The sequence below is a fragment of the Paraburkholderia sp. MM5477-R1 genome (assembly GCF_050436385.1).
GTDB classification, from domain to species: Bacteria; Pseudomonadota; Gammaproteobacteria; order Burkholderiales; family Burkholderiaceae; genus Paraburkholderia; species Paraburkholderia tuberum.
The window spans coordinates 220,178-233,785 of the sequence record NZ_JBNDMC010000007.1 but is presented as its reverse complement, the minus strand read 5'-3'; the positions used below and the strand labels follow the sequence as shown (position 1 = coordinate 233,785).

The 13,608-nt window shown below is 66.0% G+C and carries 15 protein-coding genes; 7 read left to right on the top strand and 8 right to left on the bottom strand.

Annotation, left to right across the window (positions count from 1 at the left end; all coding sequences use genetic code 11):
* Positions 1-5: 5 nt before the first annotated feature.
* From OKW35_RS29900 to OKW35_RS29865, 8 genes are all read right to left on the bottom strand, one after another.
* Entirely contained in the window at positions 6-1,202 is a 1,197-nt protein-coding gene (locus tag OKW35_RS29900; RefSeq protein WP_429553952.1) for a 5-(carboxyamino)imidazole ribonucleotide synthase, read from the bottom strand.
* A gap of 104 nt (positions 1,203-1,306) precedes the next feature.
* On the bottom strand, positions 1,307-1,825 hold the full coding sequence (gene purE, locus OKW35_RS29895) for a 5-(carboxyamino)imidazole ribonucleotide mutase (protein WP_018421699.1): 519 nt from the start codon (positions 1,823-1,825) through the stop codon (positions 1,307-1,309).
* A gap of 56 nt (positions 1,826-1,881) precedes the next feature.
* A complete protein-coding gene (locus tag OKW35_RS29890; protein WP_429356100.1) occupies positions 1,882-2,772 on the bottom strand; it encodes a phosphoribosylaminoimidazolesuccinocarboxamide synthase in 891 nt (296 codons plus the stop codon).
* A gap of 132 nt (positions 2,773-2,904) precedes the next feature.
* Positions 2,905-3,969, bottom strand: coding sequence for a class II fructose-bisphosphate aldolase (fba, locus tag OKW35_RS29885; protein WP_184058328.1), 1,065 nt, complete (start codon positions 3,967-3,969; stop codon positions 2,905-2,907).
* A gap of 187 nt (positions 3,970-4,156) precedes the next feature.
* Complete coding sequence (gene pyk / locus OKW35_RS29880) at positions 4,157-5,593, bottom strand: pyruvate kinase (RefSeq protein ID WP_018421702.1); 1,437 nt, start codon at positions 5,591-5,593, stop codon at positions 4,157-4,159.
* A gap of 487 nt (positions 5,594-6,080) precedes the next feature.
* On the bottom strand, positions 6,081-7,274 hold the full coding sequence (locus OKW35_RS29875) for a phosphoglycerate kinase (RefSeq protein WP_429553951.1): 1,194 nt from the start codon (positions 7,272-7,274) through the stop codon (positions 6,081-6,083).
* A gap of 278 nt (positions 7,275-7,552) precedes the next feature.
* Positions 7,553-7,876, bottom strand: coding sequence for an AzlD domain-containing protein (locus OKW35_RS29870; protein WP_429553950.1), 324 nt, complete (start codon positions 7,874-7,876; stop codon positions 7,553-7,555).
* Positions 7,873-8,628 (bottom strand): AzlC family ABC transporter permease, encoded by a 756-nt coding sequence (locus OKW35_RS29865; RefSeq protein WP_429553949.1) that lies wholly within the window; start codon positions 8,626-8,628, stop codon positions 7,873-7,875. Before OKW35_RS29865 ends, OKW35_RS29870 begins: the two co-directional genes overlap by 4 nt.
* A gap of 226 nt (positions 8,629-8,854) precedes the next feature.
* Between OKW35_RS29865 and OKW35_RS29860 the strand changes: the two genes are divergently transcribed.
* From OKW35_RS29860 to OKW35_RS29830, 7 genes are all read left to right on the top strand, one after another.
* Entirely contained in the window at positions 8,855-9,778 is a 924-nt protein-coding gene (locus OKW35_RS29860; RefSeq protein WP_184058336.1) for a branched-chain amino acid transaminase, read from the top strand.
* Positions 9,779-9,852: 74 nt separating this feature from the next.
* Positions 9,853-10,047, top strand: coding sequence for a zinc-finger domain-containing protein (locus OKW35_RS29855; RefSeq protein ID WP_008920434.1), 195 nt, complete (start codon positions 9,853-9,855; stop codon positions 10,045-10,047).
* Between the two features lie 52 nt (positions 10,048-10,099).
* The gene (locus tag OKW35_RS29850; RefSeq protein WP_429293882.1) at positions 10,100-10,294 is read left to right on the top strand and encodes a hypothetical protein; all 195 of its coding nucleotides are present in this window, start codon (positions 10,100-10,102) and stop codon (positions 10,292-10,294) included.
* Positions 10,294-11,319: a lipopolysaccharide heptosyltransferase II gene (gene waaF, locus OKW35_RS29845; RefSeq protein WP_429553948.1), complete on the top strand. Its 1,026-nt coding sequence runs from the start codon at positions 10,294-10,296 to the stop codon at positions 11,317-11,319. Before OKW35_RS29850 ends, waaF begins: the two co-directional genes overlap by 1 nt.
* Before the next feature lie 165 nt (positions 11,320-11,484).
* Positions 11,485-11,931: a nuclear transport factor 2 family protein gene (locus OKW35_RS29840; RefSeq protein ID WP_184058340.1), complete on the top strand. Its 447-nt coding sequence runs from the start codon at positions 11,485-11,487 to the stop codon at positions 11,929-11,931.
* A 52-nt stretch (positions 11,932-11,983) separates the two neighbouring features.
* A complete protein-coding gene (locus OKW35_RS29835; RefSeq protein ID WP_429553947.1) occupies positions 11,984-13,036 on the top strand; it encodes a hydrolase in 1,053 nt (350 codons plus the stop codon).
* Positions 13,029-13,604 carry a DUF2946 family protein gene (locus OKW35_RS29830; protein WP_429553946.1) on the top strand — a complete coding sequence of 192 codons (576 nt, stop codon included), beginning with the start codon at positions 13,029-13,031 and terminating at the stop codon, positions 13,602-13,604. The genes OKW35_RS29835 and OKW35_RS29830 overlap by 8 nt, the downstream gene beginning before the upstream one ends.
* Positions 13,605-13,608: the final 4 nt, after the last annotated feature.

Sequence of the window (13,608 nt, the reverse complement as noted above, 5' to 3'; positions counted from 1 at the left end):
GCGCGTCAGCTGGTGGCGATGTGCAGCAGCCGCGCGCAATCGCGCGCCGCGGTGCGGGCTTCTTCGAGGGTCGGCGCGGTGAAGTTCACGTGGCCCATCTTGCGGCCGCAACGCGCCTCTTCCTTGCCGTACAGATGCAGGCGCGCTGACGGCATCGCGGCGACTTCCTGCCACGGCGGCGTGACCGCCGCGCGCTTCGGACCGTCCGGAAACCACACGTCGCCGAGGATGTTCAGCATCACCGCCGGCGAATGCTGGCGCGTGTCGCCGAGCGGCATGCTGGTCATCGCGCGCACCTGCTGCTCGAACTGGCTCGTCGCGCACGCATCGACCGTGTAGTGGCCGGAGTTATGCGGGCGCGGCGCCATTTCGTTGGCGACCAGCGAGCCGTCTTCGAGAATGAAGAATTCGACGCACAGCACGCCGACGTAGCCGAGCTTCCCGGCGATCTGCAGCGCGGCCTGTTGAGCCTGCTGCACGAGCGCCGGCGACGCGTCCGGCGCGGGGACGATGGTGTGCGACAGCACGCCGTCGCGATGGGTGTTCTGCGCGAGCGGATAGACCACCGACGCCCCGCTCGCCGCGCGCGCGATCAGGGCCGACACCTCGAACTTCAGCGGCAGGCGCTTCTCGAGCACACACGGCACGCCGCCGAGCGACGCATGCGCCTCGCGCACTTCCTCGGCGTTGCGCACGCGAATCTGGCCTTTGCCGTCGTAACCCATGCGCGCCGTTTTCAGGATGCCGGGCAGCACCGCTTCGAACTCGCCATCGCCCAGCGCCGCAAGCGCATCCGACGACTCGATCACGACGTGCGGCGCAACCGTCACACCCGACGACGCGATAAAGCGCTTCTCGGCGATCCGGTCCTGCGCGACGGCGACGCAACGCCCCGCCGGGCTCACGAAGGTGGTCTTGCCGAGAAAGTCGAGGCTCGCGGACGGCACGTTCTCGAATTCGGTCGACACCGCCGCGCACAACCGCGCGAGTTCGGTCAGCGCCGCTTCGTCGCCGTAGGCCGCGCGCAGGTGGCGATCGGCGACCGCGCCGGCCGGGCTGGTTTCGTCCGGGTCGAGCACGGCGACGCGATAGCCCATCGCCTGGGCGGCAAAACAGAACATGCGGCCGAGCTGGCCGCCACCGACCATGCCAAGCCATGCGCCGGGCAGAATCGGTGAAACCGGTGTGTTGTCAGGGTTCATCTTGGTGGTCGGTCGCGGCCGGATACGCGTCGCGCTCGCACAGCGAGCGGCGGGCATCCGGCCGGGGGTCGGACAGGAGACGTCTTATAAAACAACCAGCGCGCTTACAGCGCCGGCAATACCATCGCGTGAGCCGCTTCGTTCTGGCGCACACGGAATGCAGCGAGCTTGTCCGCGTATTCGGCGCTGGTGCCGGAGAGCAGGGACACCGCGAACAGCGCCGCGTTCGCGGCACCCGCCTCGCCGATCGCAAACGTCGCGACCGGCACACCCTTGGGCATCTGCACGATCGAATGCAGCGAATCGACGCCCTTCAGATACTTGCTCGCGACCGGCACGCCAAGCACCGGCACCGTGGTCTTCGCGGCCAGCATGCCCGGCAGATGCGCGGCGCCGCCCGCACCCGCGATGATCGCGCGAATGCCGCGCTCGCGCGCGCTTTCAGCATAGGCGAACATTTCGTCGGGCATGCGGTGCGCGGACACGACCTTCGCTTCGTACGGCACGCCGAATTCCTGCAGAATCGCGACGGCGTTTTTCATCACTTCCCAGTCGGAACTGGAGCCCATCAATACGCCGACGACCGGCGCATCATGCGTATGGGCGGTTTGTGCTTCACTCATCTTACGGCTTCCTTGTTTCCCGGCGATGCGCGCCTGACACGGCGCGCGCGATCACATCAGTCGAGCTTGTGGCCGGTCAGGCGCTCGAGCGCTTCCTGGTACTTCTCGCCCGTTTTCGCGACCACGTCGTCCGGCAGCTTCGGCGCCGGCGGCTCTTTCTTCCACGGCTGGGTTTCGAGCCAGTCGCGCACGAACTGCTTGTCGAACGATGGCGGGTTCGTGCCGACCCGGTACTGGTCCGCCGGCCAGAAGCGCGACGAATCGGCGGTCAGCGCCTCGTCCATCAGGTACAGCTTGCCGTGGTTGTCCAGACCGAATTCGAACTTCGTGTCCGCAATGATGATGCCGCGCGTGGCCGCGTAATCAGCGGCTTCCTTATACAGACGGATCGAAATGTCGCGGATCGTGGCCGACAGTTCGGTGCCGATGCGGCGCTCCATCTCGTCGTAGGTGATGTTTTCGTCGTGGTGGCCCATCTCGGCCTTGGCGGCCGGCGTGAAGATCGGCTCGGGCAGCTTCTGCGCGTTCTGCAGACCCGGCGGCAGTTGCACGCCGCAGACCGAACCGGTGGCCTGGTAATCTTTCCAGCCGCTGCCGGCCAGATAGCCGCGCACCACCGCTTCGACGAGGATCGGCTCGAGACGCTTGACGACCACCGCGCGCCCCTTGACCTGCTCGACTTCGTCCGGCGCGACCACCGACTCCGGCGCGACGCCCGTCAGGTGGTTCGGCACCACGTGCTTCAGTTTCTCGAACCAGAAGTTCGCCATCGCGTTGAGCACGCGACCCTTGTTCGGAATCGGCTCGCCCATGATCACGTCGAACGCCGACAGACGGTCGGTCGTGACGATCAGCAACTGGTCGTTGCCCACGGCATAGTTGTCGCGGACTTTGCCGCGGCCGAGCAGCGGCAGCGAGCGGAGCGTGGATTCGTAGAGGGTAGACATCGTCGTGGTTCGCTAAAGTGGTGCAAAAAATGTGACCGGAACAAAAGGGAAACGCCGTTCCCCCGATGATGCGGGAACGGCGATCGGACGACAACCTGGCCAAACGGCCAGGCGCGGAGCCAAAACTACAGCTTAACGGACGACTTGCGCGAGCTCGCCCGACTTGTACTTCTGCGCAATTTTATCAAGCGAAACCGGCTTGATCTTGCCAGCCTGGCCTTCGCAGCCGAATTGCATGTAACGGTCGATACAGATCTTCATCGCCGCTTCGCGCGCCGGCTTCAGGTAATCGCGCGGATCGAACTTGCCCGGGTTGGTCGCCATGTAGCGGCGGATCGCGCCCGTGATCGCCAGACGCAGGTCGGTATCGATGTTGACCTTGCGCACGCCGTGACGGATGCCTTCCTGGATTTCTTCGACCGGCACGCCGTAGGTTTCCTTCATGTCGCCGCCGAATTCGCGGATTTCCGCGAGCAGCTCCTGCGGCACCGACGACGAGCCGTGCATCACGAGGTGCGTGTTCGGAATGCGCTGATGGATTTCCTTGATGCGCTGGATCGAGAGAATATCTCCCGTCGGCTTCTTGCTGAACTTGTAGGCGCCGTGCGAGGTGCCGATCGCGATGGCCAGCGCGTCGCACTGGGTCAGCTTGACGAAGTCGGCGGCCTGCTCCGGATCGGTCAGCAGTTGTTCACGCGTCATCGTGCCTTCGGCGCCGTGGCCGTCTTCCTTGTCGCCCTTCATCGTTTCGAGCGAACCGAGCACGCCCAGCTCCGCTTCCACGGTGACGCCGATCGAGTGCGCCGCCTCGACGACCTTGCGCGACACTTCGACGTTGTACTCGTACGATGCGACCGTCTTGCCGTCGGCTTCGAGCGAACCGTCCATCATCACGCTGGTGAAGCCGCTGCGAATCGCCGCCATGCACACCGCCGGCGACTGACCGTGGTCCTGGTGCATCACGACCGGAATGTGCGGATACGACTCGACGGCCGCTTCGATCAGATGACGCAGGAACGGCTCGCCCGCGTACTTACGCGCACCGGCCGACGCCTGCATGATGACTGGGGCGTTGACCTTGTCGGCCGCGGCCATGATCGCCTGCACCTGCTCCAGATTGTTCACGTTGAATGCCGGAAGGCCATAGCCGTTTTCCGCAGCATGGTCCAGCAGTTGACGCATTGATACGAGAGGCATGCTGAAACTCCTTAGATTGAAACGAATTCTTTTGCCGTCGGCATCTTTTGCGGCGATTTTATCGCGAAGCAGGCGGCGTTCCCGCGATGACACCGGCGCTTTGGTGCGCCGTCGCACATGGACCGTGCGGGTTTCGCCGCCCTGCTTCGCTCAATCGAGCCTGTGCCGATCGAGCAGTCCTGCCTGATCAGTACGGTTCACCGACCCGCACGATCTTCAACGTGTTGGTGCCGCCCGCCTGACCCATCGGCTCGCCGACCGTCAGCACGACCATGTCGCCGTGCGACGCGTAGCCCTTGCCGACCACCGTTTCGAGCGCCTGCTGCAGCGCCGTGTCGCGGTCGGTGTTGGTGTCCAGATGCAGCGACGTCACGTTGCGGTACAGCGCCATCGCCCGTTCGCTGCCGACGCGCGGCGTCAGCGCGAAGATCGGCACGTGGGTCCAGTGACGCGACATCCACAGCGCGGTCGAGCCCGATTCGGTCAGCGCGACGATGGCCTTGGCGCCAAGGTGATAGGCGGTGAACAGCGCGCCCATCGCGATCGACTGGTCGATCCGCGTGAACGTGCGGTCGAGGAAGTCCTTGTCGAGCTCCGACTGCTCGGACTTTTCCGCTTCGACGCAAATCGCGGCCATCGTCTCGATGGTCTGCACCGGGTACTTGCCCGCCGCCGATTCCGCCGACAGCATCACCGCGTCCGTGCCGTCGAGCACCGCGTTGGCGACGTCCGACACTTCCGCGCGGGTCGGCACCGGCGCGTGGATCATCGACTCCATCATTTGCGTCGCGGTGATCACGAACTTGTTCGATTCGCGCGCCATCCGGATCATGCGCTTTTGCAGCGCCGGCACCGCGGCATTGCCCACTTCCACAGCCAGATCGCCACGCGCGACCATGATGCCGTCCGACGCGTCGAGGATGCCTTGCAGCGCCGGAATCGCTTCCGCGCGCTCGATCTTCGCGATCATCTTCGGCTTGATGCCGTACGGCGCGCCGGCGATGTTCGCGAGCTGGCGGGCCATTTCCATGTCGGTCGCGTTTTTCGGGAACGACACCGCGACGAAATCGACGCCGAGCGACATCGCCGTGCGGATGTCCTCCATGTCTTTGGCGGTCAGCGCGGGCGCCGACAGACCGCCGCCCTGGCGGTTGATGCCCTTGTTGTTCGACAGCTCGCCGCCGATCTTCACGACCGTGTGGATCTCGTTGCCGATCAGGCGCTGCACGTTCAGCACGATCAGGCCGTCGTTGAGCAGCAGTACGTCGCCCGGCTTCAGGTCGCGCGGCAGATCCTTGTAGTCGAGGCCGACGCGCTCGTCGTTGCCGAGCTCGCAGTCGGCATCGAGGACGAACGGATTGCCGGTGACGAGCGTCGTGCGGCCGTTCTCGAATTTGCCGACGCGGATTTTCGGGCCTTGCAGGTCAGCCATGATGGCGACTTCGCGGCCGGCCTGGCGGGCCGCCTCGCGCACGAATTCGGCGCGCTGGCGATGGTCGTCCGCGGTGCCGTGTGAGAAATTGAGCCGCACCACGTCCAATCCCGCCTGAATCATTTGCAGCAGGATTTCCGGCGTGCTGGAAGCCGGACCGATAGTAGCGACAATCTTGGTGGCGCGATGCATGAGTCTCCTCGTCTGGATAGGATCGCTGGTAAGAGCGCTGCGGGGCTGCTGCGGAGTTCGCGCATCGAAAGATGCTGCCTGGGGTCGCGCGCCGGTTGTGGCCGGTGTCGCTTTGTGGAGTGATGCGGGTGATGCGGTATTCGAGAGCGGCGCCTCGCGCGCCGGAGATTTGCTGCCCTGCTTGCCGGAAGGCTGTTCCGGCTGGGCCGAATCGCGTTGAGCAGCTTCGACCTGTGCCGTTGGGGGCTGCTCCGCGTCGCCGGTCGGAGCATGCGCTGCAACCGGTCCTGCGGGCGCTCCCGCGGCTAGCGCCGGTTCGGTGGCCGCGGGCGCTATCGGCGCTTCGGCAGCCACGTCCTGTCCGGCCGCTGCCGACGCAGCGGCCGCGCGTGTCGCGCGCTCCCCTGCCGGCGTTGCCGCGCTACCGCGCTGCGCTTTCACGCCACGCGCCTTGGTCGACTTCGCCGCTGGGGAGCGCGTCGCCACGTTAAGCCCGCGATTCCAGAACTTCTACCGCCGGCAGCTTCTTGCCCTCGAGGAACTCGAGGAATGCGCCGCCGCCCGTGGAAATGTAGCTCACCTGGTCGTGGATGCCGTACTTGGCGATTGCCGCGAGCGTATCGCCGCCGCCTGCGATCGAGAACGCCGCCGAGCGCGCGATCGCGTCCGCGAGCGTCTTCGTGCCGTTGCCGAACTGGTCGAACTCGAACACGCCGACCGGGCCGTTCCACACGATCGTGCCGGCCTTCTCGAGTTGCGCGGCGAGCACCTTGGCCGTTTCCGGGCCGATGTCGAGGATCATGTCGTCGTCCTGCACATCGGCGACGGCCTTTACTTCTGCCTTCGCGGTCGGCGAGAACTCCTTGGCCGTGACGACGTCGGTCGGGATCGGCACCGAGGCGCCGCGGGCCTTGGCCGCGTCGATGATCGCCTTCGCTTCGTCGACCAGATCGGCTTCGGCGAGCGACTTGCCGATCTTCAGGCCGGCCGCGAGCATGAACGTATTGGCGATGCCGCCGCCAACGATCAGCTGGTCGACCTTCTCCGCGAGCGACTTCAGGATGGTCAGCTTGGTCGACACCTTGGAGCCCGCGACGATCGCCACGAGCGGACGCTTCGGTGCGCCGAGCGCCTTGCCGAGCGCTTCGAGCTCAGCGGCGAGCAGCGGACCCGCGCAGGCAACCGGCGCGTACTTCGCGATGCCGTGCGTAGTCGCTTCGGCGCGGTGGGCGGTGCCGAACGCGTCGTTCACGTAGATATCGCAGAGCTTGGCCATTTTCTGCGCGAGCTCGTCGGAATCTTTCTTTTCGCCCTTGTTGACGCGGCAGTTTTCGAGCAGCACGACCGAGCCCGGCGCGACGTTCACGCCGTTTTCGACCCAATTCGCGACGAGCGGCACGTCGCGGCCGAGCAGCTCCGCGAGACGCTTCGCCACCGGTGCGAGCGAATCTTCCGGCTTGAAGTCGCCTTCGGTCGGACGGCCAAGGTGCGAGGTGACCATCACCGCGGCGCCGGCGTCGAGCGCGGCCTTGATGGCCGGCACGGAAGCGCGGATGCGGGTGTCTTCGGTGATGTTGCCTTGATCGTCCTGCGGCACGTTCAGATCGGCGCGGATGAACACGCGTTTGCCGGACAGCTTGCCTTCGGCGATCAGGTCGGAGAGACGCAATACCTTGTTCATGGGCTTGAGTATGCGAGTTGATGAGAAGGCGGTGACGGTCAGCGCGCGGGGACGAGGCGCAGCGAACTCCAGCGCTTCGGCCCAACGGCTCCGCGGGATCGGGCGCCGGCGGCCGGCCGCGGCACCAGGCGCCTTGCCGCGGCGCGCTCAACCCGGAAAAGGCATTTTAACTGATCCCAACGGCCTTCTGATCCGCGACACAGCGAATGTCGCGGATTTGATCGCAAGGCCGCGGATGCCGCGGCGTAGCATTCATCGCCGCACCCCGGGCCCGGCCCTCACAGGAAGACGCGCATCAGCGTGAACACGATCATTCCGGTCACGATCGTGCCGAGCATGGTGCGCCGCCACAAAAACCAGCCGAGGCCGGCGAGCGTCGCGTAAAGCTCATGGTTGGAAGGCGCGAACGACAGCCCGTCGGACGTCGTCAGCACGTCGGGCACCACCACCGCGGCGAGCGCGGCGGCCGGCGCGTAGCGCAGCATCTTCTGCACGCGCGCCGGCAGTACCGTGCGCTCGCCGCCGATCAGGAACATCGCGCGCGTGAGCGCGGTGACGAAGGTCATGCCGAAAATGGCGAGCCAGATTTGCGTGGAGGTCATCGGGAGTCTCCGGCGCGATCGTTCACGCCACGAATGCGGCGCAGGTCGGCGCGCTCGATCATCAGGTCGGCCGCGCTGCCGGCCGCGATCGCCGCGATCACCGAGAGCAGCAACGCCAGCCGGTACGGCAGATCGAGCGCGAGCAGCGACACGATGCCGGCCACGCTGACCGCGACCAGCGTCGAGCGGGTGGCGATCGCCGACACCATCACCGGCAGCAGCGCGAGCGTGCCGGCCAGCGCGAGCCCCCAGTTGTCCGGAATCAGGCTCGCGAGCAGGATGCCGATGATCGACGACACCTGCCACGACAGCCAGCTCGATACCGCCATGCCCCAGAAGTACGCCTCCTTGCCCGGCACGTAGCCGGCCGGAAAGCTCTTCTTGACGAATAGCAGATAGATCACGTCGCCGTTGAAATAGCCCAGCACGATGCGCCGCCACATCGACAGATACGAGAAGTGCGGCGCGAGGCCGGCGCTGAAGATCACGAAGCGGGTGTTGACCATCGCCGCGGTCAGCAGCACCGTCCACACCGGCAGCTTCGCGGCGAGGAGCGGCAACACCGCCAACTGCGACGAACCGGCATAGCACAGCAGCGACATCGTGAGCGCCTGGGGCAGCGTCAGCACGGACTTGCTCATCGCGATGCCGGTCACGAGGCCCCAGGAAAAAATCGCCATCAGCGTGGGGGCATAGGCGCGCGCGCCTTCACGAAAAGCGCGGCGATCGGTGTCGGACAGTCGAGCGAGCATCGGGCGAAGGGTGCGGGCGCAGGAAACGCCGTCAAGAAGGCCAGGTCGGCGCCAGCTTGCGAGACCACCCGCTGGCGCATCCGGATTTGATTTATGCGTGCGCTGGATTATAGCGTCCGGGGTGCGCCCAAATGCCCGTGGTGTGTGCAAAAGACGCTAAAATAGCGCTCCCGGCTATGTCCTGCGCTCATGGCCGCACCTCATAACGCACCTGCTGGAGAACCGTATGTCAATGGCCGACCGCGACGGCAAGATCTGGATGGATGGCAAGCTCATCGAGTGGCGTGATGCCAAAATCCACGTGCTCACCCATACGCTGCACTACGGCATGGGCGTGTTCGAGGGCGTGCGCGCTTACAAGACGGCCGACGGCGCCACCGCGATTTTCCGCCTGCAGGAGCACACCAAGCGCCTGCTGAACTCGGCGAAGATCTTCCAGATGGCCGTGCCGTTCGACCATGAAACGCTCGCCGCCGCGCAGCGCGAAGTGGTCCGCCAGAACAAGCTCGAGTCGTGCTATCTGCGCCCGATCATCTGGGTCGGCTCGGAAAAGCTCGGCGTGTCGGCCAAGGGCAACACGATTCACGTCGCGATCGCCGCGTGGCCGTGGGGCGCATACCTTGGCGAAGACGGCATCACCAAGGGCATCCGCGTAAAGACGTCGTCGTTCACGCGCCATCACGTGAACGTGTCGATGGTGCGCGCGAAGGCGTCGGGCTGGTACGTGAACTCGATCCTCGCGAACCAGGAAGCGATCGCCGACGGCTACGACGAAGCGCTATTGCTCGACGTCGACGGCTACGTGTCGGAAGGCTCGGGCGAGAACTTCTTCCTCGTCAACAACGGCAAGCTGTACACGCCTGATCTGTCGTCGTGCCTCGACGGCATCACGCGCGACACCGTCATCACGCTCGCGTGCGACATGGGCCTGCAGGTGATCGAAAAGCGCATCACGCGCGACGAAGTCTATACCTGCGACGAAGCGTTCTTCACCGGCACGGCGGCCGAAGTCACGCCGATCCGCGAGCTCGACAACCGCACGATCGGCGCCGGCGCGCGCGGCCCGATCACCGAAAAGCTGCAGTCGGCTTTCTTCGACGTCGTGAACGGCAGGAGCGCGAAATACGCGCACTGGCTCACGAAGATCTGAGCGACGTTTCGAGATGCCCCGCGCAGCCCAACGGCGGCGCACTGCAAGCACCCCGCATACAAAGAGAAAGTCTCATGAGCGAAATCAAGGAAATGCCGCTGGTCGAACTGTCGGCAAAAGATCTGCCGGCGTATTGTCCGAACCCGGCCATGCCGCGCTGGAGCGCGCATCCGCGCGTCTTCATCGACGTGTCGCACGGCGAAGCGCGTTGCCCGTATTGCAGCACGCGTTACAAGCTGCGCGACGGCGAAGTGATCAAGGGCCATTGATCCAACGCATCGAGCGGTTCTGAGCCAGCTTGCACGGCACGAGGCGCGCGTTTTGAATCACGCGCTCGCCGCGCCGCAGGCTCGACCGCACGACCCGTGCGGCCGCACCGCCGCCGCGCCGCCATCGCGGCGCGTGTGGCCAAACGGCATCGCGCCGTGCGGCTTTCCGCTTTCCCCATTTACCTATCCGAGTGCCGCGCGCATCGCGCGCGCGGCGCTTGTTATCGACACCGGACACTCACTCTGATGCGTCGCGCGTTGGTTATCGCACCGAACTGGATCGGTGACGCATTGATGGCGCAGCCGCTGTTTGCGCGCCTCGTGAAATTGCATCCGCGCATCGTCATCGACGCGGTCGCGCCCAGCTGGGTCGCACCCGTGCTCGAACGCATGCCGGAAATCCGCGACGTCTACGCGACCGATCTCGCCCACGGCAAGCTGCAGATGCTGCGCCGCTGGCAGCTGTCGAGCGATCTGCGCGACGTCGGCTACGACGCGGCCTACGTGCTGCCGAATTCGTTCAAGTCGGCGCTGATTCCGTGGCTGGCGGGCATTCCGCTGCGCATCGGCTACACCGGCGAGAGTCGCTACGGCGTGCTGAACGTGCGTCACGCGAATCCGCGCAAGGACGCCCGCCCGCCGATGGTCGGCCACTACGCCGCCCTCGCCTACGCGCCAGCCGCCAAGTTCCCCGAAGATCTGCCGATGCCGCGCCTCGACACGGACCTGAACGAGGCCTCGCGCGTGTCGGCGCGCTTCAATCTCGATACGCGCGTGCCGCTGCTGGTGTTCTGCCCCGGCGCAGAATACGGTCCCGCGAAGCGCTGGCCGCCCGAGCACTTCGCGTCGCTCGCGCAGATGGTCGGCCAGTCGTTCCCGTACACGCAAATCGTCGCGCTCGGCTCGCCGAAAGACGCGCCGCTCGCGCAGGCGATCGCCGAGAAAGCGCCGAACGTGCGCAACCTGTGCGGCCAGACTGCACTCGGCGAGGCTTGCGCGCTGATCTCGCGGGCCAACGCGGTCGTCACCAACGACTCCGGACTGATGCACGTCGCCGCCGCGCTGCGCCGCCCGCTCGTGGCCGTCTACGGTTCGACCGATCCGCGCCACACCCCGCCCTTGTCCGAGCTCGCGAAGGTACAATGGCTTCATCTCGAATGCAGCCCCTGTTTTGAGCGCGAGTGCCCGCTCGGTCATCTGAACTGTCTGAAGCAACTGGGCGCCGAGCAGGTTTTCGGCGATTTGCGCGGCATGCTGCTCGCGCAGCGCTGAGCCGACTGGTACTTGCACGCAACACCGCACGCCCCGAGCGCGTCGCGTCATGTTCGCGCCTTGCGGCACGGGCAAGCTGACGCCGGGGGCGATGGTCCGGCGCTCTGGACCGTCCCGCTACCGCAGACCCGCAACCGCGCGCCGCGCACAAGAGACTGACAAGCCATGCCACGTTTTGCCCATATCTTCGAAGCCGCCGCCGATACCCTGACCGCCTACTATCAGGCCGTCGCCGAGGTCAATATCGACAGCTTGATGGGCTTGTGGATCGACGAGGAGTTCGTCAGCTGCATCTGCGCGGACGGCTCGCATCTGCACGGCCTCGAGAGCATCCGCAATGGCTTGCAGGTCCAGCTCGAAGCGCTGCCGGTGTCGATCGAGCCGCTCGACATCCGCGTCTACGACAGCCTCGGCACCGTCGTCTATGCGATTGCCGAAGCACATCGTCCGGCCGACCCGACCGCCACGCCCGCGATGGTTTTCACCACCTACGTGATGGTCCATGAACGCGGCGAGTGGCGCATTGCGCATATTCACGCAAGCCCGATGCCGAACGAGACCGCCAGCCAGTTCGCAACGAAGATGCGGCATGGCCAGGGCCCGCTGCACTGACGCGCGGCACCACGACGGATTCAGAATCACGTTTTCTCGCTCTTCCGCCGGTATGAGTTCGACGCCACATAAACCCGCTTCCTCCGGTACGGCCCCCGCCAAGGTGGCGGCCGCCGTCGAGGCGACCGTCGAGCTGCTGTACCGCGCGCCGCTCTGGCTGCCGAACCGGCATGTGCAGACGATCGTCCCGTCGCTGTTCGCGCGCCGCCCCGCGGTATCGTTTCGCCGTGAGCGCTGGGACACCCCGGACGGCGATTTCATCGATCTCGACTGGGTCGCGCACGATACTCCGCCCACCGACACCGCGCCGCTCTTCGTGCTGTTTCACGGCCTGGAAGGCAGTTCGTCGTCGCACTACGCGGTCGCGCTGATGGCCGCCGCGCGCGAATACGGCTGGCACGGCGTGGTGCCGCACTTTCGCAGTTGCAGCGGCCCGCTGAACCGGCTGCCGCGCTTCTACCATCTCGCCGACAGCAACGAGGTCGACTGGATCCTGCGCCGCCTGCGCGCCGCGCGTCGCGGGCCGGTGGTCGCGGCGGGCGTGTCGCTCGGCGGCAACGTGCTGCTGCGCTGGCTCGGTGAGCGGCAGGCCGATGCGGCGCGGGTGGTAGCGGCCGCTGCCGCGATTTCGACACCGATCGACGTCCATGCGGGCGGCCGTGCGCTGTCGCAGGGCTTCGGCCTCGTCTACACGCGCAGCTTCCTGAAGACGCTGAAGCACAAGGCCAACCAGAAGCTCGAGCAGTTCCCGGGCCTGTTCGATCGCGACGCGATGCTCGCGAGCCGGACGATGTACGAGTTCGACAACGTCGTGACCGCGCCGCTGCACGGCTTTCGCGATACCGATGACTACTGGAGCACCGCAACCACCCGCCCGCTGCTGCCGCACATTCAGGTGCCGACGCTCGTGCTCAACGCGCGCAACGACCCGTTCCTGCCGGCCGAAGCGCTGCCGTCGCGGCACGAGGTGTCGGCGGCGGTCGAGCTTTATCAGCCTGAGCACGGCGGCCACGCGGGCTTCATGACCGGGCCGTTCCCGGGCCGCATCGACTGGCTGTCGCGGCGCGTGTTCGGCTATCTGGAGCGACACGTCGATCATGGATGACATCGTCAAACAGGCGCTCGCCAAATGGCCGAACGTGCCGAGCTGCACCGGCTGGCTGATGCTCGACCGGCGCGGCAACTGGCGCATGCGCGACGAAGCGGCCCAGGCGAGCGGCGCGCCCGGCGTGCCGATCCGGCATGAGGCGCTGCTTGGCTTCATCAACCGGAACTACGAGGCCGATGAGCGCGGGCAGTGGTTTTTTCAGAACGGACCACAGCGCGTGTATGTCGAGCTGGCTTATACGCCGTGGGTGGTCAGATTGTCCGCGCACGCGGATGGAACGCTCGCGCTGCACGACCAGGGCGGCGGCGCGTTCGAGCCGACGGCGGTGTTCGCGGATGAAGACGGCGGCATTCTGTTTGCCGATCGCTCGCAGCCAGCACGTATCGCGGTGCTGCACGATCACGACCTCGAGCTCTTCTCCGATCACGCGACGCTCGCCGACGATGGCTCATTGAGCGGTGCGTTCCACTGGAGTGTTCAGCGCACCTTGCCGCTGCAAAGCGTGCGACGCGATCAGGTGGCCGCGCGCTTTGGCTTCGTTGCGAGCCCGGCGGCGCAGGTCTGACGCG

Bases quoted from the DNA above. Each gene is read 5' to 3' on its own strand.
- OKW35_RS29855 (WP_008920434.1), top strand. From the start codon at position 9,853: ATGAGCGAAATCAAGGAAATGCCGCTGGTCGAACTGTCGGCAAAAGAT.
- purE (WP_018421699.1), bottom strand. From the start codon at position 1,825: ATGAGTGAAGCACAAACCGCCCATACGCATGATGCGCCGGTCGTCGGC.
- OKW35_RS29860 (WP_184058336.1), top strand. From the start codon at position 8,855: ATGTCAATGGCCGACCGCGACGGCAAGATCTGGATGGATGGCAAGCTC.
- OKW35_RS29835 (WP_429553947.1), top strand. From the start codon at position 11,984: ATGAGTTCGACGCCACATAAACCCGCTTCCTCCGGTACGGCCCCCGCC.
- OKW35_RS29830 (WP_429553946.1), top strand. From the start codon at position 13,029: ATGGATGACATCGTCAAACAGGCGCTCGCCAAATGGCCGAACGTGCCG.
- waaF (WP_429553948.1), top strand. From the start codon at position 10,294: ATGCGTCGCGCGTTGGTTATCGCACCGAACTGGATCGGTGACGCATTG.
- OKW35_RS29875 (WP_429553951.1), bottom strand. From the start codon at position 7,274: ATGAACAAGGTATTGCGTCTCTCCGACCTGATCGCCGAAGGCAAGCTG.
- OKW35_RS29865 (WP_429553949.1), bottom strand. From the start codon at position 8,628: ATGCTCGCTCGACTGTCCGACACCGATCGCCGCGCTTTTCGTGAAGGC.
- OKW35_RS29870 (WP_429553950.1), bottom strand. From the start codon at position 7,876: ATGACCTCCACGCAAATCTGGCTCGCCATTTTCGGCATGACCTTCGTC.
- fba (WP_184058328.1), bottom strand. From the start codon at position 3,969: ATGCCTCTCGTATCAATGCGTCAACTGCTGGACCATGCTGCGGAAAAC.
- pyk (WP_018421702.1), bottom strand. From the start codon at position 5,593: ATGCATCGCGCCACCAAGATTGTCGCTACTATCGGTCCGGCTTCCAGC.
- OKW35_RS29840 (WP_184058340.1), top strand. From the start codon at position 11,485: ATGCCACGTTTTGCCCATATCTTCGAAGCCGCCGCCGATACCCTGACC.
- OKW35_RS29890 (WP_429356100.1), bottom strand. From the start codon at position 2,772: ATGTCTACCCTCTACGAATCCACGCTCCGCTCGCTGCCGCTGCTCGGC.
- OKW35_RS29900 (WP_429553952.1), bottom strand. From the start codon at position 1,202: ATGAACCCTGACAACACACCGGTTTCACCGATTCTGCCCGGCGCATGG.